The sequence below is a fragment of the Pseudomonas sp. CFSAN084952 genome, assembly GCF_009648855.1.
GTDB classification, from domain to species: Bacteria; Pseudomonadota; Gammaproteobacteria; order Pseudomonadales; family Pseudomonadaceae; genus Aquipseudomonas; species Aquipseudomonas paracarnis.
In genome coordinates this window covers 4,610,396-4,636,638 of sequence record NZ_CP045767.1, presented here as the reverse complement: position 1 = coordinate 4,636,638, position 26,243 = coordinate 4,610,396, and the positions used below count along the sequence as shown (strand labels likewise).

The window sequence follows — 26,243 nt, the reverse complement described above, 5'->3', positions numbered from 1 at the left end:
GAGCAATCCTCTGTGTGCAAACCGTGATTGATTATGGTCGGTATTAACGGCAATAGCCTTCGCCAGTGGCGACGATCAGGCAGTCTTTTTTATCTGCCAGCCATTTCAAGCCGGTGGCGGCGCCGTCGCCAGCGCGCAACAACTGCGGGCCGTCGGGGCGGATGAAGGCGATGCCATCTTCGGTGGCCTCACCTTTGAAGGTGCCGGCGTCATCGGCGTCGAGGCCGTATTGCATGGTCAGCAGGTAGTGGCCACGGCCAATGCTGTCGTCCTTGGCGATGGTCAGGTGCAAGCCTTCGACACCGACCCACTTGCCTACCCATTTATCGGTCGGCGGAGTCTCGGGCACCAGGGTCGCTTGCACGGAAGCCGGCGCGGGCTTGGGGGCTTCTTTCGGGGTTTTATCGCAGGCGGCGAGCAGGGCGAGGGCAGACAGGGCAAAGAGGATTTTTTTCATAGCGGCAAGGCCTTGGTTAAATAGTGTGCAACGCCGGGGCGAGCGTGCAGCGTTGGACTCGGATCCATCGATTTAGTGCGCTGTTCGCCCGTTGTTTGGTTATGCTCTTGGGGCAGACTCCGGCCCGGCTGCTAGATTACCGGGTTGAGCGCGACTTGGTTCAGTGCTCAGCGTCCCGCTCGCCACACAAGAGAATTCAATGACTGTCAGTACCCCGCTCTCCGGCGTCAACCATCCGTTCAAAGGCATCCTGCTGATTGTGCTGGCGACGTTCCTGTTCTCCAGTCACGACGCCTTGTCCAAATACCTGGCCGGGTTCTACCCGATCGTGATGGTGGTGTGGGCGCGGTACATGGTGCACACCTTGCTGATGGCCGGGATCTTTCTGCCGCAATCGGGCCTGCGCGTGTTGCGCAGCAAGCGGCCGGGCATGCAGGTGGTGCGGGCGTTATGCCTGTTGGGCACCAGCCTGTTCTTCACCACAGCGCTGCATTACATCCCGTTGGCCGAAGCCACTGCGGTGAACTTCCTGGCGCCGATCCTGGTGACGGCGCTGTCGGTGCCGTTGCTCGGTGAGCACGTGACCCGAGGCCAGTGGCTAGCGGTGATCTGCGGGTTTATCGGCGTGGTGATCATTATCCACCCCGGCGGCGAGCTGTTTACCCCGGCGGTGTTGCTGCCGCTGTGTTCGGCGCTGTTCTTCTGCTTCTACCAGTTGCTCACGCGCATCCTCAGCCAATACGACAGCCCGACCACCAGCAACTTCTTCGCCGGCCTGTGCAACACCTTGGTGATGAGTGCAATGGTGCCGTTCTTCTGGCAAGTGCCGACGCTGTGGCACGCGGTGATGATGCTGGCGCTGGGCACCTGCGGGATGACCGCGCACCTGATGCTCACCCAGGCGTTCCGCTTCGCGGCGCCGGCCTTGCTGGCGCCGTTTGGCTATTGCCAGATCGTGTTTGCGGGGTTGTTGGGCTGGCTGGTGTTCAGCCATACCCCCGATATGACCACGGTGGTGGGTATCGGGGTGATCTGCATGAGCGGGTTGGCCGCTGCCTGGCAGCAGCGGCGCAGGTAGATCAAACGTCTACGGTAGGGATCTTGCGCGGCGCCATGAAGTACATCCACACCAGTGCGATGAAGTACATCGCCGGGATCAGGGTGAACAACACCGTGTAGTTGTTGTTGGTCACCGTGAGGATATGGCCGACGATCTGGGTCATGAACATGCCGCCGATGGCCGCGCACATGCCGCCGAAACCGAACACCGTGCTCATCATGTGCTTGGGCGTGTAGTCCATCACCAGGCTCCAGATGTTGGCGGTCCAGGCCTGGTGCGCGCCGATGGCCAGAGAGATGGCAAACACCGCGACCCACAGCTGGCTGGAGCCGGCCGCCATGATGACGCCGACGATGCAGCAGGCGAACAGCAGCATCGACAACAGCCGCGCCTTGATCGAGTTCATCCCACGGCCAATCAGGAATGACGACAGGATCCCGCCCCCGACGCTGCCAAAGTCGGCGGTGAGGTAAATGATGATCAGCGGAATGCCCATCTGGGTCACGTTGATGCCCAGGTTGTATTGCTGATTCAAGAACGGCGGCAGCCAATACAGGTAGAACCAGAACACCGGCGCGGTCAGCGAGTAGGCGAGGGCGAAGGCCCAGGTGCCACGCATGCGCAGGATGCGGCTGAACGGCACGCGGGGTTGTTCCGGTTCGACTTCCTGTTGCACGTAGTCCAATTCGGATTGTTTAACCGTGGGGTGCTCTTCCGGGTTGTAGTACTTCAAGCCCCAGAGCACCAGCCAGATACCGCCCAGTGCCGACATGCACAGGAACGCTGCCTGCCAGCCCCACACGTGCAGGATCAACGGCAGCAGCATGGGCGTCATCATCGCGCCGACGTTGGTGCCGGCGTTGAAGATGCCGGTGGCCACTGCCCGTTCACCCGCCGGGAACCACAAGCGTGTGGTCTTGACGCAGGCCGGGTAGTTGGCGGCTTCGGTCAGCCCGAGGATAAACCGGCAGACCATAAAGCCGACCGCCGAGGTGGCCAGGCCATGGGCGCCGGTGGCCAGGCTCCACAGCAGCACGGCGCAGAAGAACACGCGCTTGACGCCGACCCGGTCAATCAGGCGGCCTTGCAGCACAAAGCCGATGGCGTAGCCGACCTGGAACCAGAAGTTGATGTTGGCGTAGTCCATCGCCGTCCAGCTCATTTCCTTGGCGAGGATCGGTTGCATCACGCCCAGGGCGGCGCGGTCGATGTAGTTCAAGGTGGTGGCAAAGAACACCAGGGCCAGCATGCCCCAGCGCGTTTTACCCACGGCCAGGGCACCGCGGATCTTGTCGCCGATGCCGGCGTGCGGGTTGCCCGGGCGCGCGGCCAGGGCTGAATTTTGCAGAGGCATGAGGTTTGTACCCGTTTTTTGAAATTCTTATGGTGTGTTCTGGGTCTTTGTTACGTGAGCGAATTACCCGGTCGATGGTGCGCAGTGGTTAAAAAGTCGTCAATTCGCCAAAGGGGCTTAGTGTTCGATAATCGCACCAAAAACTAACCGGTTCGTACATTTTAATTGCTGCCTGTAGGCTGGGGGCGAATAATTTGCCACAAACAACAATTGCCGGGAGTCTTCCATGCAACGTTCTATCGCCACTGTGTCCTTGAGCGGCACCCTGCCGGAAAAACTCGAAGCCATCGCCGCCGCCGGGTTTGATGGGGTGGAGATCTTTGAGAACGACTTGTTGTATTACGACGGCAGCCCTCGGGAAGTTAGGCAGATGTGTGCCGACCTCGGCATCGCCATCACCCTGTTCCAGCCGTTTCGCGACTTCGAAGGCTGCCGCCGTGATCGCCTGGCGCGCAACCTGGAGCGCGCCGAACGCAAATTCGATCTGATGCAAGAGCTAGGCACCGACCTGGTGCTGGTGTGCAGTAACGCCTCGGCCGACAGCGTGGGTGACGAACGCATTCTGCTCGATGACCTGAGCCTGCTGGCCGAACACGCGGCCAAGCGCGGCCTGCGCATCGGCTATGAAGCGTTGGCCTGGGGCAAGCATGTGAACACCTGGCAGCAGGTATGGAACCTGGTGCGCCAGGTCGATCACCCAAGCCTGGGCGTGTTGCTCGACAGCTTCCACACCTTGTCGCTCAAGGGCGACCCGAGTGGCATCGCCCAGATCCCCGGCGACAAGATTTTCTTTGTGCAAATGGCCGACGCGCCGATCCTGGCCATGGATGTGCTGGAGTGGAGCCGGCATTTCCGTTGCTTCCCCGGCCAGGGCGAATTTGACCTGGCGGGCTTTCTCGCGCCGATCATCCAAAGTGGCTACACCGGGCCGTTGTCCCTGGAAATTTTCAACGATGGCTTCCGCGCCGCGCCCACTCGTGCGAATGCGGCAGATGGCTTGCGCTCGTTGCTGTACCTCGAGGAAAAAACCCGCCAGCGCCTGGCGCAAGAGGCACCCGCTGCGCCAGTGGACATCCTGTTTGAAACCCCGGCGGCCAGCGAGTACGACGGGATCGAATTCCTCGAATTTGCCGTGGATGAAAGCCTTGGCGCCAAACTGAGCAATTGGCTGGAACGCCTGGGGTTTGCCAAGGCCGGCCAGCATCGCTCGAAGAATGTGAGCCTGTTGCGCCAGGGCGATATCAATCTGATCCTCAACTGCGAACCCTATTCCTTCGCCCACAACTTTTTCGAGGCCCACGGCCCGTCGCTGTGCGCCACGGCAATTCGGGTCAAGGACAGTGCCAAGGCCCTGGAGCGGGCGGTGGCCTACAAGGGCCAGCCTTATCGCGGCCTGGTCGGCCCCAACGAACTGGAATTGGCCGCCGTGCGTGCACCGGATGGCAGCCTGATTTACCTGGTCGACCCCAGCGAAGGCGGGCTGTACGACACCGATTTCAACCTGCAGGCGGCCACACCCGCCAGCGGCGGCTTGTTGCGCATCGACCACATGGCCATGGCCTTGCCGGCCGACAGCCTCGACAGTTGGGTATTGTTTTATAAGAGCCTGCTGGATTTTGAAGCCGACGATGAAGTGGTGCTGCCCGACCCTTACGGCCTGGTGAAAAGCCGTGCGTTGCGCAGCCGTTGCAGCTCGATCCGTCTGCCGCTGAACATCTCCGAAAACCGCAACACCGCGATTTCCCACGCGCTCTCCAGCTATCGCGGTTCGGGCGTGCACCACATTGCCTTCGATTGCGCGGATATTTTCGCCGAGGTACGCCGGGCCAAAGAGGCCGGTGTGCCGTTGCTGGATATCCCGCTCAACTATTACGACGACCTGGCGGCGCGCTTTGATTTTGACGATGAGTTCCTCAGTGAGTTGGCGTATTACAACGTGCTGTACGACCGCGACGCCCAGGGCGGTGAGTTGTTTCATGTGTACACCGAGGCGTTCGAGGGGCGGTTTTTCTTCGAGATCATCCAGCGCAAGAATGGCTATGCCGGCTACGGCGCTGCCAACGTGGCGGTGCGTCTGGCGGCGATGGCCAAGTCGCGCAGTGGGGCGGTACGCCAGGCTCGGCTATAACCGCAAGGCAGGTGCTTCCTTCGGGGAGCGCCGCGGCCCATAATCAGCGCCTGCACAACAATGGCCGTGAGCGCACCATGACCTCGAGTCCCGATCTCCCCGCGGTAGCTGACGCACCGCGCAAGAGTCGCAAGAACAATCCGGAAAAGACCCGGGAGAATATTCTCCAGGAAGCCATTGTCGAGTTTGTTCAACAGGGCCTGGCCGGCGCTCGCGTAGACGCCATCGCCGAGCGCATTCACACCTCCAAGCGCATGATCTATTACTACTTCGGCAGCAAGGAGCAGCTATACGTCGAGGTGCTGGAGAAGCTCTACGGTGATATCCGCAACACCGAAACGCGCATGAACCTCACCGCCCTGGAGCCGCGTGAGGCGATTCGCCGGCTGGTGGAATTCACCTTTGATCACCACGACCAGAACGTGGATTTCGTGCGCATCGTCAGCATCGAAAACATCCACAACGCCGAGTACGTCAAACGCACCGAGACCATCAAGGCGATGAACAGCAAAATCCTGGAAGGGTTGGGGGAGACCCTGCGCCGCGGGGCTGAGTTGGGGCTGTTTCGCGAAGGGCTGGAGCCGCTGGATGTGCACTTGCTGATCAACTCGTTCAGTTTCTACCGGGTGTCCAACCGGCACACCTTCAGCGAGATTTTCCAGATCGAACTGTCGGATGAGGCGATCAAGCAGCGCCATCGGGAAATGATTTGCGAGTCGGTGTTGCGCTACCTGCAAGCCTGAGAACTGATCGTTCCCACGCAGAGCGTGGGAACGATCATGATGGGTTTGCATCCCTAGATATTCATGCTCTGGAAGTGCGCCAGCATCCTGCCTGCATCCGCCACTTCGCCGCTGAACAACTCAAATGCCTTCACCGCCTGAAACACCGCCATATTGCCGCCATCCAGGGTACGGCAACCCAAGGCGCGCGCGTCGCGCAGCAGTTGGGTTTCCAGCGGGAAGTACACAATTTCCGCCACCCACAATTCAGCCCGCAACAACGTCGCAGGCACAGGCGTGCCGGGCAGCTTGGCCATGCCCATCGGCGTAGTGTTCACCAGGCCATCGGCCTCGGCCATGTCGCTTTCCAGGTGGCTGCCGACCTGAGCGCGACCGACGCCGAACTGCTGGGCAAGGTTATCCACAAGGTTCTGGGCGCGAGTGCGGTCGACATCGAAGATGCTCAAGTACTCCACGCCTTCTGCCAACAGTGCATGGGCCACTGCCGCGCCCGCACCACCGGCGCCCATCTGCACCACGCGTTGGCGCGGCACGTTGTGCAAGTTGCGCCGAAAGCCTTCGGCGAACCCCAGGCAGTCGGTGTTATGACCGATGCGTTTGCCGCCCTTGAACACCACGGTGTTGACCGCACCAATACCCCTGGCCTCATCGGAGAGCTCATCGAGCAACGGCAGAATCGCCTGCTTGCACGGGTAGGTAATGTTCAGCCCGGTGAAGTGCATCAACTCAGCGGCCCGTAGTAATTCCGGCAGGGCTTTGAGGTCCAGGTGCAGCGGCTCCAGGTCGATCAGGCGATACAGGTAGCGCAAGCCTTGGGCGTCGCCTTCCTGCTCATGCAGTGCCGGTGTGCGTGAGGCCTGGATGCCGGCGCCGATCAGGCCAGCGAGAATGCGTGGTTTCATTACGTGCGTCCCTTCAGCGTCAGGCTGAAATGTTCCAGGGCCAGGTGGTAGCCATGGCTGCCAAACCCGGCCAGCACGGCCTGGGCGATCGGTGACACAAACGAGTGATGACGAAAGGCTTCACGGGCATGCACGTTGGATAAATGCACTTCGATCACTGGCACTTCACTGGCCACCAGGGCATCGCGGATCGCGATCGAAGTGTGAGTCCAGGCCGCCGGGTTGATCACAATACCCGCGCAGCGGTTGCGGGCGCCGTGGATCCAGTCAAGCAATTCGCCCTCGTGGTTGGTCTGGCGAAACTCGATCTTCAGCCCGAGCTTGTCGGCGCTGCGACCACACAGGGCGGCAATGTCGGCCAGGGTTTCATGGCCATAAGTGGCAGGCTCGCGGGTGCCGAGCAGGTTGAGATTGGGGCCGTTGAGCACCAGCACGATGGGCGGCATAGAGGCTTCTCCACAGTTCTTATTGGTTGTGGAGTCAAAATGTACTGGTTGGTTAATTTGGTCAATGGATGGCTGCGGATCTGTTCGGTGATCGAACGTTTAATCAGTGCAATTGCTGGATTACCGGCTGATGGGCATTCGGTTGAAGTATTGCGCGAGGTTGCTGAACGAGGCGGACTTTCGAGCGTTGGCCGGGTAGTTCCAGTTGTTGGCATCCCTGGTTACAACCCGGCATTCGCCGGGTTTTTTGTGCTTACTAATCTGTGAAACAGCTTCGGGAATAGGAGCCGGTTGTCGGGTGGCAGAGGGAAATTGTTACCTGACGGAAAATAACCTAACGGATGGGTTACGATGAGAGTAGGTGCTTACAAAGGCTATGTCATTTCGGTGTTTATCAGGGATGAGCATTGCCCGCCCCATGTGCATGTCAGGGGCAAGGGATGGGATGCGCGATTTCGTTTCAGTTTCCTGGATGGGGAAGTTGAGTTGTGGGATGTAGAGCCTGAACGGAGGCGGCCACCCACAGCACTTCTGAAGGAGATACGCGTGGCGATCATGCAGCGGCACTACTTGGCGCGGGCACGCAGGATCTGGTGGGAAAAACTGCAGACGGTTTGCCTGGAGAATCATTCCTGGAATTGGGACGCTGGTGAGTTGGTTCCAGGATTGGTCATTCGACACGGCGTCTATGTCATCGCCAGCGCCAGGCACGATGTCGTAGCGCAACGGACTATTTTGAATCTGGTAAGAGCGCCAGATTGCGTGGGGATTAATTTATGAAACTCATAAAAGCCAAAGTCACACCTTATGTACCTCTCACTGAAGCCGACGTTGACAAGGCAATCGCCCGAGGACGCAGGTTGAAACGCCTGTACGCCAACGCCAGTAACGTACGTTATGAAAACGATTGCCTCTCCATTGGCTTCAGCGATGGCAGCCGCGTGGTGTTGCCGGTGGCTGGCCTGCCGGAGTTCGAAGGGTTTTCAGAGAAGGATTTCCAGCAGTTGGAAGTGACTTTCGGAGGCAAGGCGATTAGCTGTGAAGCGCAGGACCTGGATGTTTCGATCACAGGGTTGATCGCTACAAGCCAGCCGCTGATGGACCTGGCAACCAGCCTGGTGGCATCGCGCAATGGTCGCAAAAGCAGCGCGGCCAAGACCGCAGCGGCCCGGGCCAATGGCAAGAAGGGGGGGCGGCCACGCAAGGAAGTACCGCAGCCCCCAGAGAAAACAGACACTTGAATAACCAACAGGGGAACTGTAGGAGCGAGCAAGCTCGCTGCTACAACCCGCAGATTTATCGGCGGGTCAGCAACACACCCGACTCCATATGGTGCGTCCACGGGAACTGGTCAAACATTGCACACTGGGTGATCCGGTGCGTGTCGTGCAGTTGCGCGATGTTCGCCGCCAGCGTCTCCGGGTTGCAGGAGATGTACAGGATGTTGTCGAAGCGCCGGGTCAGCTCGCAGGTGTCCGGGTCCATGCCAGCGCGGGGCGGGTCGACGAAGACGCTACCGAATTCGTAGCTTTTCAGGTCGATGCCGTGCAGGCGGCGGAACGGGCGCACGTCATTCAGGGCTTGGGTGAGTTCTTCGGCGGAGAGGCGCACCAGGGTGACGTTATCCACGCCATTTTCATCCAGGTTGCTCAGGGCCGCATTCACCGAGGTCTTGCTGATCTCGGTGGCCAGCACCTTGCGCACGCGGGTCGCCAGCGGCAGGGTGAAGTTGCCGTTGCCGCAATACAGCTCCAGCAAATCGTCCGGGCGATCGCCCAGCGCTTCGTAGGCCCAGTTGAGCATCTTCTGGTTCACCGTGCCGTTGGGCTGGGTGAACGCGCCTTCGGGTTGGCGGTAGCTGAAGGTGCGCCCACCGACGTCGAGTTTCTCCACCACGTAGTCATGGCCGATCACATCGCGCTTGCCCTTGGAGCGGCCGATGATGCTCACATTCAGCTCAGCGGCCAATGTGTTTGCGGCGGTGTGCCAATGTTCGTCCAGCGGGCGGTGATAACACAGGGTGATCATCGCGTCGCCGGCCAGGGTGGTGAGGAACTCCACCTGGAACAGCTTGTGGCTCAGGGCGGCGCTGGCTTGCCAGGCGGCCTTGAGTTGCGGCATCAACTGGTTGATGCGCTGGCTGGCGATGGGGAACTCTTCGATGAGGATCGGCGTGCGCTTGTCCTCCTGGGAGAACATCGCGTAGTGGCGCTCGCCGCCTTCGCGCCACAGGCGGAACTCCGCGCGCAGGCGGAAGTGCTGCAGCGGCGAGTCGAAGACCTGCGGCTCGGGCGCGTCGAACGGTGCCAGCAGGTCACGCAGGCGCGTGACCTTGTCTTGGAGTTGAGCGGTGTAGCTTGCGGCGTCGAAAGTCATGCGTTGAACCAACCCAGCTTGATCACAAACAGGATCGACAGGATCACCAGTGCCGGGTTCAGCTCACGGTAGCGGCCCGAAAGCAGCTTGATGGCGGTCCAGGCGATGAAACCGAAGGCGATGCCGTTGGCGATGGAGTAAGTGAAGGGCATCGCCAGGGCGGTGATCACCACCGGCGCTGCCACCGTAATGTCGTCCCAGTCGATTTCGGCCAGGCCTTGGCTCATCAGCACCGCCACAAACAGCAAGGCTGGCGCGGTGGCATAGGCCGGTACGCTGGCGGCCAATGGCGAGAAGAACAGCGCCAGCAAAAACAGGATCGCGACCACGATGGCGGTCAAGCCGGTACGGCCACCGGCGCTCACGCCTGCGGCCGATTCGATGTAGCTGGTGGTGGTCGAGGTACCCAGCAGGGAACCGGCCATGGCAGCGGTACTGTCGGCGATCAGTGCACGGCCCATTTTCGGCATATGGCCGTCCTTGCCCATCAGGCCGGCGCGCTTGGCGACGCCGATCAGGGTGCCGGAGTTGTCGAACAGGTCAACGAACAGGAAGGCGAAGATCACGCTGACCAGGCCGATGTCCAGCGCGCCCTTGATATCCAACTGCAGGAAGGTCGGCGCCAGGGACGGCGGTACTGAGGTCACACCGATGAACGGCGTGAAGCCCAGGACGATGGAGGCGACGGTCACCGCCAGGATGCCGATCAGCACCGCGCCGCGTACGGCCAGGGCTTCCAGCGCGACGATCAGCACGAAACCCAGGGTCGCCAGGATCGGCGCCGGTTGTTTCAGGTCGCCCAGGCCCACCATGGTGGCCGGGTTGCTCACTACGATACCGGCGTTATGCAGGGCGATCAGCGCCAGGAACAGGCCGATGCCGGCGGCAATCGCCGAGCGCAGCGGCAGGGGGATGGCGTTGATGATCCACTCACGAATGCGGAAGATCGACAGCAAGAAAAACAGCACCGCCGAAATGAATACCGCGCCCAGCGCCACCTGCCAGGTGTGGCCCATGTGCAGGACCACGGTGTAGGTGAAGAAGGCGTTGAGGCCCATGCCCGGTGCCAGGGCAATCGGGTAGTTGGCGATCAGGCCCATCACGGTCGAACCGATGGCCGCCGCCAGGCAGGTGGCGACAAACACCGCGCCCTTGTCCATGCCGGTCTCGCCGAGGATGCTCGGGTTCACGAACAGGATGTAGGCCATGGCCAGGAAGGTGGTGATCCCCGCGAGAATCTCGGTGCGCACATTGGTGTTGTGGGCTTTGAGTTGAAACAGCTTTTCCAGCATGCCGGCTCCCTGTGACGCTAGTGTGCGTCGTGATTTGTTGACCTCTAAGTCAAAGCACAAACTGCGCCAAACGCTTGTGGTTTCAGAGAGGATCGGAAAAAGCGGCGCATCATACCAGCAGCCGAGGCTGTGTGGCGCATGGGCTTGAGGCATACTGCGCCGACGTTCAACAGCCGGTCATCGACAGCATGAAAAAAGCCAACCCGTGGAGTCTAGCTCTGATCGCCAGTATCGGCCTGTGGCTGGGCGCAGCACCGGCGTGGGGCGCGACTGCACCGGCCTTGAGCGAGGTGCGGGTGTTCAAGGTGGAATCGGCCGACTGCAGCGAAGCGATCCCGGAGCGGGTCAACACCACCCAGATGTGCGAGCACCGCGGGCCCACCCAGGTCTCGGTGATGGAAGTCGGCCTGGGCAACAGCCCCATGGGCCGCTTTAACGGCGCAGAGTTGAATGGGCAACGCACAGCGGTGTGCCAGGTCGGCAACATCAGTGAGGCGTGCAACGGCGTGGGCACCTTGATGGGCTACATCTATGTGTTCGACCTGAACGTCCAGGCCCAGGGCTGGTTCGAATTCACCAATACCTCGATCAACCCACCGCAAAACGCCCTGAAAGCCCAGCTCAATATCCGCTGATCAATCATCTTGAACGCTCAAAACACCCGGAAGTCGTACCCCTAAGACGGCGATTTTCCTGAACGCCGCGGATGTACACCAACCCGTGAGGTGTTTATGAGCGCGACCCCCCATGGCGCGGCGGCCCAGCCGTTCGTTGCCCACCCGATACGCCTGACACTCAACGGCCAGGCTCGCCAACTGACCGTGTTGCCCTGGACCACCTTGCTGGACTTGCTGCGTGAGCAGTTGGACCTGGTGGGCAGCAAAAAAGGCTGCGACCACGGCCAGTGCGGCGCCTGCACCGTGTTGCGTGACGGTAAACGCGTGAATGCCTGCCTGACCCTGGCCGTGATGTGCGACGGCGCCGAATTGACCACCATCGAAGGCCTGGCTGACGGCGACCAACTGCACCCCATGCAACAGGCCTTTATCCAGCACGACGCGTTCCAGTGCGGCTATTGCACCCCCGGCCAGATCTGTTCTGCCGTGGGCCTGGCCAATGAAGGCCGCGCCCACGACCGTGCGCAGATACAGGAATTGATGAGCGGCAACCTGTGCCGCTGCGGCGCCTACAACAACATCCGCGATGCCATCGAAGACGCGCTGCCGGCATGCCGTCGCCAGGGAGGTGAATCATGAACCCCTTCCACTACAGCAGGCCGACCGATGTGCAGCAGGCCGTTCAGATGAGCAGCGCCGCCTCGCGCTTTATCGCCGGTGGCACCAACCTGCTGGACTTGATGAAGGAAAACATCAGCCATCCCGAGCACCTGATCGACATCACCGGCTTGCCGCTGCATGACATTCAAGAAACTGCCGAGGGCGGCCTGCGCATTGGTGCGTTGGTGAGCAACGCCGACCTGGCCTGGCACCCGCTCATTGAGCAGCGTTACCCGTTGCTGTCCCAGGCCATCCTCGCCGGGGCGTCGCCGCAGTTACGTAACATGGCCAGTACCGGCGGCAACCTGTTACAGCGCACCCGTTGCTATTACTTTTACGACGCCGCGGTGCCGTGCAACAAGCGCCAGCCCGGCAGCGGCTGCCCGGCGCGCAACGGTTTGAACCGTATCCATGCGATCCTCGGCGCCAGTGAACAGTGCGTGGCCACCCATCCTTCGGACATGTGCGTGGCCCTGGCGGCGCTTGCGGCGCGGGTGCATGTAGAAGGACGCGGCGGCGCGCGGGTGATCGAGTTCGCCGACTTCCATCGCTTGCCAGGCGATGCGCCGCAACGTGACAACCAGTTGGCCGACGATGAGCTGATCACCGCGATTGAACTGCCCGCCGATCACTTGGCCCGCCACAGCCACTACCTGAAGATCCGCGACCGTGCCTCCTATGCCTTCGCCTTGGTTTCGGTGGCTGCCGCCTTGGAGCTGGACGGTGATGAAATCATCGACGCCCGCCTGGCCCTCGGCGGTGTGGCGCATAAACCCTGGCGTGACCGCGCAGTGGAAGCCTTGCTGATCGGCCGCACGGTCAGCCGCGAAACCTTCAGCGCCGCCGCCGACGCCCTGCTGCAAGACGCCGAACCGTTGGAACACAACGGCTTCAAGGTCAAGCTGGCGCGACGCGCAATCATTCGTGCCCTGAGCGACGCCGCCGTCGCAGGAGAACAGCCATGAGCGCCATCGGTAAACCCCTGGACCGTGTCGACGGTCTGCTCAAGGTCACCGGCCAAGCACGCTACGCCGGTGAATTTCCCGAGGACGGCCTGCTGCATGGCAGCGTGGTGTCGAGCACTATCGCCAAAGGCCGGGTGCTGCGCATCGATGCGTCCAAGGCGTTGGCGTTGCCGGGTGTGGTGGACGTGATCCATCACCTCAATCGGCCGAAAATCGCCAGCTATGATGAGGCGTTCGCCGATGCCGATGCGGCCGATGGCTCGCCTTTTCGCCCGCTGTATAACGACCGCGTACTCTACAGTGGCCAGCCCCTGGCCTTGGTGATTGCCGATAACCTCGAACTGGCGCGGCACGCCGGCTCGCTGGTGCAGATCGACTACGCGCCTGAAGCCTTCGAAACCGACCTGCTCACCCAGCAAGCGGCGGCGCACCCGTCGCCCCAGACCCCACCCAAACCGCGCGGCAACTTCGAGGCTGAATGGGCCGGTGCCGCAATCAGTCTGGACTTGCACTACAGCACGCCCATCGAGCACCACAACCCGATGGAGCCCCACGCCAGCACCGTGCTGTATCAGCCCGACGGCACCCTGCATATTCACGACAAAACCCAGGGCCCGCAGAACTGCCAGGCCTATGTGCAAAAAGTCTTCGGCCTGGATAAGAACCAGGTGCGCATCTTCGCTGCCTTTGTCGGGGGCGCCTTCGGTTCGGGCTTGCGCCCGCAATACCAATTGCCGCTCGCGGTGATGGCGGCCATGGCGCTCAAGCGTTCGGTGCGGGTCACCCTGACGCGCCAGCAGATGTTCACCTTCGGCTATCGTCCGCGCACCTTGCAGCGTTTGCAGATGGGCGCCGCCGCCAATGGTCGCTTGCTGGCGCTGGGGCATACCGCGATTGGCCAGACCTCGCGCTTTGAGGATTTCAGCGAGCACGTGGTGGAGTGGAGCGGCATGCTCTATCACTGCGACAACGTGCAACTGACCTACAAGCTGGTGCCGCTGGACGTCTTTACTCCGCTGGATATGCGTGCTCCCGGTGCAGCACTTGGCGTGCTTGGCTTGGAGTGCGCCATGGACGAACTGGCCTGCGCCTTGGCCATCGATCCGGTGCAATTGCGCCTGATCAACTACGCCGAACGCAACCAGAACGAAGACAAACCCTGGTCGAGCAAGGCCCTGCGCGAGTGCTACAGCGAAGGCGCCGAACGTTTCGGCTGGAGCCAGCGCAACCCGGAACCGCGCAGCATGCGTGACGGCCGCCAACTGATCGGCTGGGGCATGGCCGGTGGGGTGTGGGAAGCCATGCAGATGAAAGCCAGCGCCAAGGCCCGCATCGATAGCAACGGCAAACTCACCGTGAGCAGTGCCACCACGGACATCGGCACGGGCACCTACACAGTGATGACCCAGATTGCCTCTCAAACCAGTGGCGTGGCGATGGCCGATATCAGCTTTCTGCTGGGGGATTCGTCATTGCCCACGGCGCCGTTGCAGGGCGGTTCGTTTACCGTGTCTTCCGTCGGCACCGCCGTGCAGCAAGCGTGCGAAGCGCTCAATGCCAAGTTGCTGGAGATCGCCCGGCAGACTTACCCGGTATTTAAGGATGCCGATTCCATTCGGTTTGAAGACGGCCAGCTACAGAGCGGTGACGTGAGTGTGTCGTTGGCGCAACTGGTCAAGGACAGCGGTGAAGAAGCCTTGCAGGTACAGGTCGACAGCGAGCCCGACAAGAAGCGCGAGAGCTATGCCAGCGCTACCCACTCGGCGGTGTTCGTCGAAGTGCGCGTCGATGAAGACCTGGGCACCATCAAGGTCAGCCGTGTGGTCAGCGCGGTAGCCGCCGGGCGCGTGGTCAACCCGAAGATGGCCCGCAGCCAGATCCTCGGCGGCGTGGTATGGGGCATTGGCATGGCGCTGCATGAAGAGACTCAGGTCGACCACCAATTGGGACGCTACATGAACCACAGCCTGGCCGAATACCACATCCCGGTTAACGCCGATATCGGCGAGATTGACGTGCTGTTTGTCGAAGAACACGACGAGGTGGTCAATGCGCTGGGTTCCAAGGGCGTAGGGGAGATCGGTATCGTCGGCGTGGCGGCGGCGGTGGCGAATGCGATTCACCATGCCACCGGCAAGCGGGTGCGGGAGTTTCCTGTAACGCTGGATAAGGTGCTCTGACACAGCCCCTTAAGGGGTTGCACATTTTCAACGCTCTGCGAGGTCAATATAGATCTGCGTTTTGTCTCGGGATTGAACGACAGAGGTTGAGACATTCGCAGGCGCGTTGTCCACAGTAACCCCTGTTGCGCCTGTCAGTGTATCGAGGCCTTGAACATCTTTATACTTAAACACATGGTAGCTGCCGACCCGTGCAATCCATTTTGTTCGGGGGGCGGCAGCTTGATCTTGCTCGATCACGTTGGCCGCATAATAGTTCATGTTTTTAATACGCCTGGCGATGGGCTCCACCGAGGGCACGTCAATTGCTTTAACTCGAATGCCATATTTTCGCATCGTCAGAAGAAGATTTTTATTGGTGTAGGGCTCATGGGCGACATGCGCGCGGTCAATTAACCTCAACCGTTCCCTCAATGCTTGAGAAAACTCACCCGTCTCGAAAAACCTATCAAGGTCTGGCTGCAAAGAGTGTTCAAAGCCCTCTGAATACAGCAGGCTCACATTATTGGCTTTGAATGTAGGCGCTTCATCCATAAGCACTCGCAACACCGCCGATTGCGTATGGTCTTCGCCAAAAATCATACCGGGTGATTTTTGGAGTACGGAATTGATGACTTCTTTGGGCGGTGTGTTGGATGGCAGGTCCGAATGAATGGGCATCGTTTTCGGTTTTGCTTTTTTTAGGTAGTGATCTGCATCTTGCTTCAGCCGTTTATCTACTTTCCCGGACGCTTCTGATGAAGAGGCTTCCCCCTCGCGGGGATAGTCGTAAGCGCCGGGATCAAATGGCTGCGTTCGAGAGCTTCCTGATTGCCAAGGGAATTTTATCCCCCCAGGCCCATTGATCGGCGTCCACTCTCCCTGCGCAGTGGCCTGCACGGTCATCACAGGTTTTTTGGTCAATGGGTCAATGATCTGGGCATAACCATCACTGAGCTTAAACCGGCCGTCGATCTCATGTACTTGGCTGTTTCCTGCGTCATCGGTTATTCGGATCATCCATCGGTCTTCGCCGTTGGGCCCCTTGATTTGATAGATGCCTTTGGCGTTTGGGGTAACGCCTGAGATCAGTTGCTCACCCTCTGGTACCACATGGCTGCTGATGTCCTTCCATTGAGATGGACGTAGACGATTGACTGTCGATTCGCCGGCCCCTACAGGGGGGGCGGTATCTGGCGGGTAGTGGGGGGGCGAAGGTGCCTCGCCGGGTTTTACCGTAGGCGCCTTGAGTTCGTTAACGGCACCTTCCCCCGCTTTGCCAGCCTTTACGATACGCGGTATCGCCACAGTTGCGGCATTGAACACGCCGAATATGATTCGTTGGTTGCCAGTCGGTTTGCCATGTATTTTGTCATCGATACCAATACCCGTATTGGTGGCTCCGCTGGCCAGATAGAACGCATCCAATGCCAGTCCCACTTCAGGCATCGCGAAAGCCAGTGGAGTCAGGAACATCGCTACTTTTGTAGCCTTTTCAAAACCAGAGAGAATATTTTTCTTGGTGACGTCGCTGTCACTGGTGATATCCACGGCAGCATCTGCATAAGATCGGTCTTTCTGACGCTTTGTGAGTTCATCGAAGGGCGAATGGCTGGGTTCTGCCTTAATGTAGTTTTGTGGGTCCCAGTAACCGCTGAACGCCCGATGGTCATAGGACAATAACCCTCCCGGGGTCTCGCGCTTTTCAGGCCAGGTACCGAGCCCGGTCAGCGTCTCTTCTGTGCCTGCTTGCGCATAGCCGTTAGGTTTATCTTTGAGGGGGAAGTGCGCGACCATCGCTTCGCGCTTCACGGGATCGGCCATCTGCTTGGCGAACCATGCCTTCATTTCAGCCTGGCTGTTGAAGGTGTGAATGGGGGAAGAGTTTCCGGGTATGTACAAAAGCGTCAGGGGTGGGAGCTTGTTGCCGTTGGCATCGTATCTGACCTTTTTGTCCGTGATGTACATAAGATCGGTAGATTGAAAGTTTCCGACTTTCAGCATCCCCATTTCGATGTTGGGATCTTTTGGAGGTTTTTTTTGCAGGTCTTCAAGTTTGATGTCCGGCCAGGCGGTCTCTTCGCCTGACAAACCGAGGGCCCGCATGACCAAGTCGTGGGCGTCCTTAGTGAGGCTGTGCTCTTGATGCTGGGTTTTGGCGGCCTTGATCAGAGACGCTTTGGAGAGTAACGGATAGTTTTTCTCGTTCTGGTTCCAGAACTCATTCAGGAATTGATCGTAAGGCTTTTTATAGTCCGCCTTCCAAATCATTTTCCTGAACTCATCGGGAGTGAGCGCACTCTGGTTTCCTGCGTTGTAAACCAGTGCAGGTTCTTCGGCGGACTCTCGGTAAATGCCTTGAAAGGTATGGGTAGTGTCAGCCTTTTCAGTGTAGGGGTTGAACCGGCTGAAGCTCAAGATGCCAGGTGTATGCGTTTTTAATTCAGGCTTAACGATGACCTCAGGGCCGCCTGGGTAGAAAGCGACTGGGTAACCATTACCCTTTGGTACGTCCTGATCGTTGGTAATGAGTGCCTCGGTCAATGAGATGCGCTTGATGATTTTCGCGGGATAAGGTCTTTCACCCTGGGTGTTGTAGTCGTACGTCACTATGTAGGTGTTATCGGGATCTATATCCCACTTTTCTTTTTCGGCAGGGGTCTTGGCTTTGGCCGCCATCTCGGCAAATTTGTTCTTCAGGTAAATCGAGGCTTCTTGTTGAACGCTTTTGAAGTCGTCACTTATCTTTTGTGTGACTGGGTCGACGCTGGTGTTTGGGCCAAGGTCGACGGTCGCGGGGGCTTTCTGCCCCACCCCGACGCTTTTGCCCGGATCAGGGTTAACAGTGATTTGAGTATATCCATTGCCTGAGTCTGGGTCTGGCACGGTCTCCTTCACTAGTTCCTGTTTTTGAGGTGGACTGGAATCGATTGAGCGTTTCTGGCGCTGACCAACATTTGCCGAAGCAGGCTCGGGCAGTGCGGGGTAGGTGTTAGGGCGAGGGGAGCCGACTAGCATGAAAAACCTCAGGTTTTATGACTGAACTAGGTAGCCCCTGAGTGGTGATGCTGTAGGTAAAGTTCCATTGGCTGTGTAGCTCTTTGCAACCTTTGGGATCGGCTTGGTTCCTACTTATCCTCCCCGGTAAACGTGCAATGGTCAAAACGTTCTCAAGTACTCTTTTCTTCGACCGGTACGTGCATACGATCACGGTTGGCCAGCGTCGGGAACAGCTTGATCCACACCCCGGTCACCACCAAAGTGCCAACCCCGCCCATCACCACCGCAGGCACGGTGCCAAACCAATGGGCGGTAATCCCGGATTCGAATTCGCCCAATTGATTGGACGCACCGATAAACAGGCCATTGACCGCACTCACCCTCCCGCGCATTTCATCTGGCGTTTCCAACTGCACGAACGACGCACGGATCACCATGCTGATCATGTCTGCCGCGCCCAGTACCACCAGCACCGCCAGTGAAAACCAGAACGAAGTCGACAGGCCGAAGGCAATGGTTGCCACCCCGAACACGCCGACGGCGGTGAACATTACGCGGCCCACCTGGCGGTCTACCGAGAACCGCGCCAGCCACAATGACATCAGCAATGCCCCCACGGCCGGGGCCGACCGCAGCAGGCCCAGGCCCCAAGCGCCGGTCAGCAGGATGTCCTTGGCGAACACCGGCAACAGCGCGGTGGCGCCGCCCAGCAGCACGGCAAACAGGTCCAGGGAGATGGCGCCGAGAATGTCCGGGCGGCTGCGGATAAAGCGAATACCGGCCAGCAGCGAGTCCATCGTGGCCTTGGCTTTGTTCAGTGGGGTCTGGCGTGCGGGCAGGTTCAGGGTCAGCACGCAGGCGATCAGGTACAGCGCCACGGTGGGGCCGTACACCCACACGCTGCCAAACGCGTAAAGCAAACCGCCCACGGCCGGTGCGACGATGGTTGCCAGTTGCTGGGCCGATTGCGAGGCGGCCACGGCGCGGGGGAACAGCGCGCTGGGCACGATGCTCGGCAACAGCGCCTGGGTGGTAGGCATTTCAAACGAACGTGCGGCGCCCAGCAGGAAGGCGAGGATAAAGATCATCTCGCGGGTCACGTTGCCGGTCAGGCCGCCGATGGCCAGGGACAAGGCAATGAGTGCCTGTAACGTCTGGCAGATAGCGGCGACCCGGCGCCGTTCATAGCGGTCAGCCACGTGACCGGTGTGCAGCATGAACAGTACGCGCGGTATGAATTCCACCAGGCCGACCAGGCCCAGGTCCAGGACGTTGCCGGTCAGTTGGTAGAGGTTCCAGCCAATCGCCACGGTGAGCATCTGGAAGCCGCTGGCCGTAAAGATCCGCGCCAGCCAGAACGCGATGAAAGGGCGGTGGTGACGTAACAACAACGCAGGTTCACTGGGCATCGGGAATCAGGTCGGCAACGGGAGAATGGCGAGATTAGCATCAAGCTGTAACAAATAGTTGCAAGAACTGAGCTGAGGCAAGCTGTCACGCGGCAAAAGACCACACAGTCCTACGGCAAAAATGGGACTACTCTTTCAACGATGCTTGATCCAGATCAAAACCTGCCCCGGGATTGTTCTGGTGGCCGAAAGGCCAGATTCCCCACGCGATGGGTAATAAAAGAAACGAATTGAAATTCGCCACACTCCATATCCGTGGGGGCAGTGGGTGCAGGCTCCCAGCCAGCAGCCGGTATTACCTGACAGAGGAAGACTTATGTTCGGTTTGGAGGCGCTAGATCTCGCCCGAATTCAATTCGCGTTCACCATCTCATTCCACATCCTGTTCCCGGCGATCACCATCGGCCTGGCCAGTTACCTTGCGGTGCTGGAGGGCTTGTGGCTCAAGACCCACAACGACACCTACCGTGACCTCTATCATTTCTGGTCGAAGATCTTTGCCGTCAACTTCGGCATGGGTGTGGTATCGGGCCTGGTCATGGCCTACCAGTTCGGCACCAACTGGAGCCGCTTCTCAGACTTCGCCGGTGCCGTCACCGGGCCGTTGCTGACGTACGAAGTGCTCACGGCCTTCTTCCTCGAGGCCGGTTTCCTGGGGGTGATGTTGTTTGGCTGGAACAAGGTGGGGCGCAAGCTGCACTTCTTCGCCACCGTGATGGTGGCCGTGGGTACGTTGATCTCCACGTTCTGGATTCTCGCCTCCAACAGCTGGATGCAGACGCCTCAGGGCTTTGAAATCATCGATGGCCGCGTGATACCGACCGACTGGTTGGCGGTGATCTTCAACCCCTCGTTCCCCTACCGCCTGATGCACATGGCCACAGCGGCGTTCGTGGCCACGGCCTTCTTCGTCGGCTCGTCGGCGGCCTGGCATCTACTGCGCGGCAAGGACAACCCGGCGATCCGCAAAATGCTCTCGATGGCGATGTGGATGGCCTTGATCGTTGCGCCCATCCAGGCGGTGATCGGCGACTTCCACGGCCTCAATACCCTCAAGCATCAGCCGGCCAAGATCGCCGCGATTGAAGGCCACTGGGAAAATATCGGCAACGAACCCACGCCGCTGATCCTGTTCGGCTGGCCGGACATGAAAGCCGAGAAAACCAAATACGCGGTCGAGATTCCGTACCTGGGTAGCCTGATCCTGACTCACTCCCTGGACAAGCAGGTGCCGGCGCTCAAGGAGTTCCCGCCTGAAGACCGCCCCAACTCCACCGTTGTGTTCTGGTCGTTCCGGGTCATGGTCGGCCTGGGGTTCCTGATGATCTTCACCGGTCTGTTCAGCCTGTGGCTGCGCCGGGGCGACAAGATGTACACGTCCAAACCGTTCCTGTACCTGGCGTTGTGGATGGGCCCGTCTGGCCTGATTGCGATTCTTGCCGGCTGGTTCACCACCGAAATCGGTCGCCAGCCCTGGGTGGTCTACGGGTTGATGCGCACGGCGGATGCCTCCTCCGGGCATAGCCTGACGCAGATGACCATTACCCTGGTGTTGTTCGTGGTGGTGTACTTCGCGCTGTTCGGTGCGGGCCTGGGCTACATGATGCGCCTGGTACGCAAAGGCCCCGTGACCCACGACAGCACCGAGCCAGCCCACGGTGGCCCTGGCCAGAAACGCACCCCGGCGCGTCCGTTGTCTGCTGCCGACGATGGCAGTGATAACGACCACGACCACATCCAGCACAAGGGGAATTGAGATGGGTATTGATCTTCCGCTGATCTGGGCCGTGATCATCATCTTCGGCATCATGATGTACGTGGTCATGGACGGCTTCGACCTGGGGATCGGCATTCTTTTTCCGTTTATCCCGGGCAAAGTCGACCGTGACGTGATGATGAACACCGTGGCGCCCGTATGGGACGGCAACGAAACCTGGCTGGTACTCGGCGGCGCGGCGTTGTTCGGCGCGTTCCCGCTGGCCTATTCGGTGGTGCTGTCGGCGCTGTACCTGCCGCTGATCTTGATGCTGATCGGGCTGATCTTCCGCGGCGTGGCCTTTGAGTTCCGCTTCAAGGCCAAGGACCACAAGCGTCACCTGTGGGACAAGGCGTTTATTGGCGGCTCGCTGGCGGCGACTTTCTTCCAGGGGGTGGCGTTGGGCGCCTTTATCGACGGTATTCCGGTGGTGGATCGCCAGTTCGCCGGCGGCTCACTGGACTGGCTCACACCCTTCACGATGTTCTGCGGCGTGGCGCTGATCGTGGCGTATGCCTTGCTCGGCTGCACCTGGCTGATCATGAAGACCGAAGGCAAGTTGCAGGAGCAGATGCACAACCTGGCGCGGCCATTGGCCTTCGTGGTGTTGGCGGTGATCGGCATCGTCAGCATCTGGACGCCGCTGACCCACCCGGAAATCGCGTCGCGCTGGTTCACCTTGCCGAACCTGTTCTGGTTCCTGCCGGTGCCGATCCTGGTGATGGTTACCATGTACGGGCTGATCCGCGCCGTGGCACGTAATGCGCACTACACGCCGTTCCTGTTGACGCTGGTGCTGATTTTCCTCGGCTACAGTGGCCTGGGGATCAGCCTGTGGCCGAACATCATCCCGCCGTCCGTGTCGATCTGGGATGCCGCCGCGCCGCCGCAAAGCCAGGGCTTCATGCTGGTGGGCACGTTGTTCATCATCCCGTTCATCCTGGGCTACACCTTCTGGAGCTACTACGTGTTCCGCGGCAAGGTCACCCACGAAGACGGCTATCACTAGGAGGGTTGAAACATGTCCAAACCTTCGTTGCACGAAATTGAACAGGCCGAGAAGCAGCCATTGTGGCGGCGCCTGGGGTGGCTGGCGATGATCTGGACCGGCAGCGTGCTGGCCCTGTTTGTGGTGGCCAGCCTGATGCGCATGTTCATGAATGCGGCAGGCCTGAGCACGCACTGATACTCCTACGAAAAAGCCCTGCTTTTCTTGATCGAAAAGCAGGGCTTTTTTATTTACGCGCCTTGAGGATCACGAACTTGGGCGTGGCCGCTACTTGCTCGACACCACGGAACAGCCGCGCCAGCTTGCTGTGGTAGCCCAGGTGACGATTCCCGACGATGTACAAGGCGCCACCGACCACCAGTGCTTCGCGTGCCTGCTGGAACATACGCCAGGCGAGGAAGTCACCGACCACTTGTTGTTGGTGGAACGGCGGGTTGCACAGCACCACGTCCAGCGATTGCGCCTCCTGGCCGGCCAGGCCATCGTCGGCACGTACGCTGACGTCCCGTTCACCCAAGGCGGCTTGCCAGTTTTCGGCGGCCGATTGCACTGCCATATACGACTCATCCACCAAGGTGTAGTGCGCGTCGGGGTTTTGCAGGGCGCTGGCAATCGCCAGTACGCCGTTGCCGCAGCCCAGGTCCGCCACGCGGGCGCTGCCCAGGCTTTTTGGCAGATGCGGCAGGAAGGCACGGGTGCCGATGTCCAGGCCTTCGCGGCAAAACACGTTGGCGTGGTTACACAACTCGATGACCGGCGCATCCAGGGTATAGCGGGTCGGGTAGGGCGAGACCGCGGCAGGGCGCTGCTCGACGCTGGCGATCAGCAACCGTGCCTTTTTGACCGCCAATGAGGCGTGCATGGGCCCGATGTAACGCTCCAGCAATTCACCTGCGGCCCGGGGCAAATGCTTGACCATCGCACCTGCGATCACCTCGGCGCCGGGCGCCAGTTGCCCTTGCAGGCGGATCAGTTGTTCTTCCAGCAACGCCAGGGTTTTCGGCACGCGGATCAACACGCGATCGAACGGCCCGGTCGCGAGCTGGCTAGCCGGTATGAAGGGCACGGCATCGAAGGGCTTGCCGTTGCGCACCAGGTTTTTTTCCAGGCCCTGGGCGGCTAGGAACGAATCGCCGCTGGAGGTTACCTGTACCTGGCCCTGAAGGCTGGCCGCCAGGGCGCCGAAGCTGTCATTGAGGATCAGCACGCGGGTGGCGGCAGTGGGCTGTTGCGCGGCGAGGTGGCTGAGCAGGTATTCGTCGGCGGCATCGAAGGCTTGCAGCGGATCATTGTGTTGCTCTGGCTGACGAATCAGGTCGAGCTGGGCGAAAGGGCTGTCAAGCAGGGGCATGGCGGGGCAAGGCTCTGGGTAATCGACGGACCGTCTGAGTGAACGGCGGGGGCCACGCGAAGCGCACCCTCAACACTCAGAATTGGCCGTAAATATTACGTTTTTTTCAACGCGATGACATGCGGTGTTTTGCGTGGGCTAAAACAGCCCGGCTTTAGCGGCACGCAGCACCGCCTGGATCTTGTTATGCACGCCCAGCTTCTTGAAGGTACTGCTGATATGAAAGCCCACGGTGCGCTCGGACAGGCAAAGAATCGCGGCAATCTCGGAGGCGGTCTTGCCCATCGCGGACCACTTGAGTATTTCTGTTTCCCGGGCAGTCAATTTGCTGGGCGCTTTGATCTCGGGTGCGTTGGCGTACTTGCGCGCGACCACCGCATGCATCACATGGCAAAGCCACAACACCTGGGCGGTTTTTTCGTAGAGCTCTGCAGGGGTGACCTTGCCCTTGCTGCGAACCAGGGTCAGCATGCTGAACACCCCCTGGAAATCATGCACGGGTTGGGTCCAGCCGAAATGCACTCCGCATGCCTGGGCCAACTCCCACAGCTGGGGGGCGTCAGCAAAGGTTTTTTGCTCCCAGAGAATGGGCAGTACCGAAGTTTTACAGTGGGTTACAACGGGGTCTACATCGAAGAAGTGTGCTTTTTTATAAATACTGAGCCATTCATTTGGATAGTTATTGAATAAAATTGGTTTTGTATGGGGGCATTGTGATTGGGTGCTCATGGTAAAGGAGCAATATTCGAAGCCTAGTTCATAGGTGTGGTTTATCACCATCTCAAACACACTGGTGATTTCACTCTCGCCGTCCAGCTTGGGTAGCCGGGTATTATGCCAATTGACCATCGGTGACTCTCCATAGGTGTCTGTGTAACCTGGGTACGTCCTGATCTCCCAATGCAACTCGAAAAGAAGTGTAGGGTAAGTCCTACAATTGAGTTTAAAAAAAATTTTATCTACAGGGCTCGTTTAGTTCGCCGGTTTTGTACAAGACTCGAAGTTTTGTATAGGAGCGCTTGGCAGGGGCTTTTTTTTCAATGTTTTGAAGGTGGTGTCAAAATGATGTCGCTGTAAGTGCCGTTGCTTCTAGTGAGGTATTCGGGGCACGTTAATAGCCAAATAGTTAGTTCCGGAGTGGAGTGCATGGTTGACCCCGTGATGGGCAAAAAACGTGCAGCCCAGCTGAGTGTGCTTTGAGCGATTGCAAAGCCAGTACCAATCATCGGTGTTTGCGCGGTCTGTTTTGAGGGACACTAAAGGCCTGTGCAAAACGGAGCCCCCCATGACGGCCAGTGCTGAGAAATTTACCCGCCAGACCCTGCTCGATGTGCAATCGCTGACCCCCAGCCTGTTCACCCTGCGCACCACCCGCGATGCCGGTTTTCGTTTTACCGCCGGCCAGTTCGTGCGCCTGGGCGTTACCAAGGCGGATGGCAGCACCGTCTGGCGTGCCTATTCCATCGTGTCTTCGCCGTTTGATGAGCATCTGGATTTCTTTTCCATCGTGGTCCCCGGTGGTGAGTTCACCAGTGAACTGAGCCGCCTGAAGGTGGGCGATACCTTGCTGGTCGAGCGCCAGGCCACCGGGTTTCTGACCCTCAACCGCTTTGTCGACGGGCGTGACTTGTGGTTGCTGGGAACCGGAACGGGCGTCGCGCCGTTCCTGTCGATCCTGCAGGACTTCGAAGTCTGGGAAAAATTCGAGCGCATCATCCTGGTGTACAGCGCCCGGGAAGCCAAGGAACTGGCCTACCAGTCGCTGATCGACACGCTGGGTGAGCGCGAGTACTTGGCCGAGTACGCCCACAAGCTCACCTACATTCCCATCGTCACCCGCGAGCATCATCCGGGCGCGTTGAATGGGCGTATTACGGCCTTGATCGAAAATGGCGAATTGGAGCGGGCTGCCGGCGTGGGGCTGACGGCACAGGATTCGCGTGTACTGATTTGCGGCAACCCGCAGATGGTCGATGACACGCGCCAGTTGCTCAAGCAGCGGGACATGCAACTGAGCCTGAGCCGACGACCTGGCCAGGTGGCGGTAGAAAATTATTGGTAGAAAAAAGGCGCCTTGCGAGGCGCCTTTTTTGCATCCGCAGGTTAAAGCGGCTTGTTGTTCTGTGCCTTGAGCAGATCGCGGATCTCGCCCAGCAGCACTTCTTCCTTGCTTGGCGTCGGCGGCAGGCTTGGGGCCACGGCTTCTTCACGTTTCAGACGGTTGATCGCCTTCACACCCATGAAGATTGCAAACGCGACGATTATAAAGTCGATGATGCTCTGGATGAACTTGCCGTAAGCCAGCACAACAGCGGGTACATCACCCTGTGCTGCCTTGAGCGTGACGGCCAGATCGGCAAAGTCCACGCCACCGATCAGCAGGCCGATGGGAGGCATTATCACGTCGCCTACAAATGAGGAAACAATCTTGCCGAAGGCAGCACCGATGATGATACCGACGGCCATGTCGACCACATTACCTTTGACCGCGAAGGCCTTGAACTCACTGATCACGCCCATAGGTTATTCCTTGTTACAGTTGAGGAGGGTGGAGGTCAG

25 protein-coding genes are annotated in these 26,243 nt (G+C 59.5%); 14 read left to right on the top strand and 11 right to left on the bottom strand.

Translation table 11 applies throughout. The features are described from left to right. Nucleotides 1-43: 43 nt before the first annotated feature. Entirely contained in the window at nt 44-457 is a 414-nt protein-coding gene (locus GH769_RS21035; protein ID WP_014720039.1) for a lipoprotein, read from the bottom strand. A gap of 199 nt (nt 458-656) precedes the next feature. Here GH769_RS21035 and GH769_RS21030 point away from each other — a divergent pair, with 199 nt between their 5' ends. Further along, nucleotides 657-1,535: a DMT family transporter gene (locus tag GH769_RS21030; RefSeq protein ID WP_003194370.1), complete on the top strand. Its 879-nt coding sequence runs from the start codon at nt 657-659 to the stop codon at nt 1,533-1,535. Nucleotide 1,536: 1 nt separating this feature from the next. Here the strand turns inward: GH769_RS21030 and GH769_RS21025 are convergent, their stop codons facing one another. Then, complete coding sequence (locus GH769_RS21025) at nt 1,537-2,871, bottom strand: MFS transporter (RefSeq protein ID WP_032904159.1); 1,335 nt, start codon at nt 2,869-2,871, stop codon at nt 1,537-1,539. Nucleotides 2,872-3,097: 226 nt separating this feature from the next. Here GH769_RS21025 and quiC point away from each other — a divergent pair, with 226 nt between their 5' ends. Then, nucleotides 3,098-4,999: a 3-dehydroshikimate dehydratase QuiC gene (gene quiC / locus GH769_RS21020; RefSeq protein ID WP_032904160.1), complete on the top strand. Its 1,902-nt coding sequence runs from the start codon at nt 3,098-3,100 to the stop codon at nt 4,997-4,999. A gap of 77 nt (nt 5,000-5,076) precedes the next feature. Next, entirely contained in the window at nt 5,077-5,742 is a 666-nt protein-coding gene (locus GH769_RS21015; RefSeq protein WP_014720036.1) for a TetR/AcrR family transcriptional regulator, read from the top strand. Between the two features lie 53 nt (nt 5,743-5,795). On the opposite strand, the gene GH769_RS21010 is transcribed toward GH769_RS21015, so the two are convergent. Together GH769_RS21010 and aroQ are read right to left on the bottom strand one after the other, a co-directional pair. Beyond that, on the bottom strand, nt 5,796-6,644 hold the full coding sequence (locus tag GH769_RS21010; RefSeq protein ID WP_032904161.1) for a shikimate dehydrogenase: 849 nt from the start codon (nt 6,642-6,644) through the stop codon (nt 5,796-5,798). Beyond that, nucleotides 6,644-7,090 carry a type II 3-dehydroquinate dehydratase gene (gene aroQ / locus GH769_RS21005; RefSeq protein WP_032904162.1) on the bottom strand — a complete coding sequence of 149 codons (447 nt, stop codon included), beginning with the start codon at nt 7,088-7,090 and terminating at the stop codon, nt 6,644-6,646. The genes GH769_RS21010 and aroQ overlap by 1 nt, the downstream gene beginning before the upstream one ends. A 39-nt stretch (nt 7,091-7,129) precedes the next feature. On the opposite strand from aroQ, the gene GH769_RS21000 reads away from it, so the two are divergent. The 3 genes from GH769_RS21000 (at nt 7,130) to GH769_RS20990 (ending at nt 8,331) form a co-directional block, all read left to right on the top strand. Then, nucleotides 7,130-7,357, top strand: coding sequence for a hypothetical protein (locus tag GH769_RS21000; RefSeq protein WP_133244219.1), 228 nt, complete (start codon nt 7,130-7,132; stop codon nt 7,355-7,357). An 84-nt stretch (nt 7,358-7,441) separates the two neighbouring features. Then, nucleotides 7,442-7,870, top strand: a complete 429-nt coding sequence (locus GH769_RS20995; protein ID WP_019818036.1) for a DUF4160 domain-containing protein — start codon at nt 7,442-7,444, stop codon at nt 7,868-7,870. Then, nucleotides 7,867-8,331 (top strand): DUF2442 domain-containing protein, encoded by a 465-nt coding sequence (locus GH769_RS20990; RefSeq protein ID WP_032904163.1) that lies wholly within the window; start codon nt 7,867-7,869, stop codon nt 8,329-8,331. The genes GH769_RS20995 and GH769_RS20990 overlap by 4 nt, the downstream gene beginning before the upstream one ends. 55 nt (nt 8,332-8,386) lie before the next feature. Here GH769_RS20990 and trmA read toward each other — a convergent pair whose 3' ends face one another. Beyond that, nucleotides 8,387-9,466, bottom strand: a complete 1,080-nt coding sequence (gene trmA / locus GH769_RS20985; protein WP_032904164.1) for a tRNA (uridine(54)-C5)-methyltransferase TrmA — start codon at nt 9,464-9,466, stop codon at nt 8,387-8,389. Continuing rightward, the gene (locus GH769_RS20980) at nt 9,463-10,758 is read right to left on the bottom strand and encodes an NCS2 family permease (protein ID WP_003194342.1); all 1,296 of its coding nucleotides are present in this window, start codon (nt 10,756-10,758) and stop codon (nt 9,463-9,465) included. Before GH769_RS20980 ends, trmA begins: the two co-directional genes overlap by 4 nt. 188 nt (nt 10,759-10,946) lie before the next feature. Here GH769_RS20980 and GH769_RS20975 point away from each other — a divergent pair, with 188 nt between their 5' ends. From GH769_RS20975 to GH769_RS20960, 4 genes are all read left to right on the top strand, one after another. Next, entirely contained in the window at nt 10,947-11,393 is a 447-nt protein-coding gene (locus tag GH769_RS20975) for a DUF4879 domain-containing protein (RefSeq protein WP_032904196.1), read from the top strand. 96 nt (nt 11,394-11,489) lie between these two features. Then, entirely contained in the window at nt 11,490-12,014 is a 525-nt protein-coding gene (locus GH769_RS20970) for a (2Fe-2S)-binding protein (protein WP_014720030.1), read from the top strand. Next, nucleotides 12,011-13,000, top strand: a complete 990-nt coding sequence (locus GH769_RS20965; RefSeq protein ID WP_020301733.1) for a xanthine dehydrogenase family protein subunit M — start codon at nt 12,011-12,013, stop codon at nt 12,998-13,000. The genes GH769_RS20970 and GH769_RS20965 overlap by 4 nt, the downstream gene beginning before the upstream one ends. Continuing rightward, entirely contained in the window at nt 12,997-15,180 is a 2,184-nt protein-coding gene (locus tag GH769_RS20960; RefSeq protein WP_032904165.1) for a xanthine dehydrogenase family protein molybdopterin-binding subunit, read from the top strand. The genes GH769_RS20965 and GH769_RS20960 overlap by 4 nt, the downstream gene beginning before the upstream one ends. Before the next feature lie 27 nt (nt 15,181-15,207). Here the strand turns inward: GH769_RS20960 and GH769_RS20955 are convergent, their stop codons facing one another. Together GH769_RS20955 and GH769_RS20950 are read right to left on the bottom strand one after the other, a co-directional pair. Next, on the bottom strand, nt 15,208-18,177 hold the full coding sequence (locus GH769_RS20955; RefSeq protein ID WP_063613469.1) for a membrane-targeted effector domain-containing toxin: 2,970 nt from the start codon (nt 18,175-18,177) through the stop codon (nt 15,208-15,210). Between the two features lie 152 nt (nt 18,178-18,329). Next, entirely contained in the window at nt 18,330-19,568 is a 1,239-nt protein-coding gene (locus GH769_RS20950) for an MFS transporter (protein ID WP_032904166.1), read from the bottom strand. Between the two features lie 316 nt (nt 19,569-19,884). Between GH769_RS20950 and GH769_RS20945 the strand changes: the two genes are divergently transcribed. The 3 genes from GH769_RS20945 to GH769_RS20935 are packed head-to-tail and all read left to right on the top strand — an operon-like array spanning nt 19,885 to nt 22,510. Continuing rightward, complete coding sequence (locus GH769_RS20945) at nt 19,885-21,324, top strand: cytochrome ubiquinol oxidase subunit I (RefSeq protein ID WP_014720025.1); 1,440 nt, start codon at nt 19,885-19,887, stop codon at nt 21,322-21,324. Between the two features lies 1 nt (nt 21,325). Then, nucleotides 21,326-22,333, top strand: coding sequence for a cytochrome d ubiquinol oxidase subunit II (gene cydB, locus GH769_RS20940; protein ID WP_032904167.1), 1,008 nt, complete (start codon nt 21,326-21,328; stop codon nt 22,331-22,333). Nucleotides 22,334-22,345: 12 nt separating this feature from the next. Beyond that, nucleotides 22,346-22,510: a DUF2474 domain-containing protein gene (locus GH769_RS20935; protein ID WP_003194328.1), complete on the top strand. Its 165-nt coding sequence runs from the start codon at nt 22,346-22,348 to the stop codon at nt 22,508-22,510. A gap of 49 nt (nt 22,511-22,559) precedes the next feature. On the opposite strand, the gene GH769_RS20930 is transcribed toward GH769_RS20935, so the two are convergent. Both GH769_RS20930 and GH769_RS20925 read right to left on the bottom strand, forming a co-directional pair. Continuing rightward, nucleotides 22,560-23,684 carry a class I SAM-dependent methyltransferase gene (locus GH769_RS20930; protein ID WP_032904168.1) on the bottom strand — a complete coding sequence of 375 codons (1,125 nt, stop codon included), beginning with the start codon at nt 23,682-23,684 and terminating at the stop codon, nt 22,560-22,562. 138 nt (nt 23,685-23,822) lie between these two features. Continuing rightward, nucleotides 23,823-24,533 carry a LuxR family transcriptional regulator gene (locus GH769_RS20925; protein ID WP_020301751.1) on the bottom strand — a complete coding sequence of 237 codons (711 nt, stop codon included), beginning with the start codon at nt 24,531-24,533 and terminating at the stop codon, nt 23,823-23,825. A 436-nt stretch (nt 24,534-24,969) separates the two neighbouring features. On the opposite strand from GH769_RS20925, the gene GH769_RS20920 reads away from it, so the two are divergent. Further along, the gene (locus GH769_RS20920) at nt 24,970-25,746 is read left to right on the top strand and encodes a ferredoxin--NADP reductase (RefSeq protein ID WP_032904169.1); all 777 of its coding nucleotides are present in this window, start codon (nt 24,970-24,972) and stop codon (nt 25,744-25,746) included. Between the two features lie 41 nt (nt 25,747-25,787). Here GH769_RS20920 and mscL read toward each other — a convergent pair whose 3' ends face one another. Next, nucleotides 25,788-26,204, bottom strand: a complete 417-nt coding sequence (gene mscL, locus GH769_RS20915; protein WP_014720019.1) for a large-conductance mechanosensitive channel protein MscL — start codon at nt 26,202-26,204, stop codon at nt 25,788-25,790. Nucleotides 26,205-26,243 lie beyond the last annotated feature (39 nt).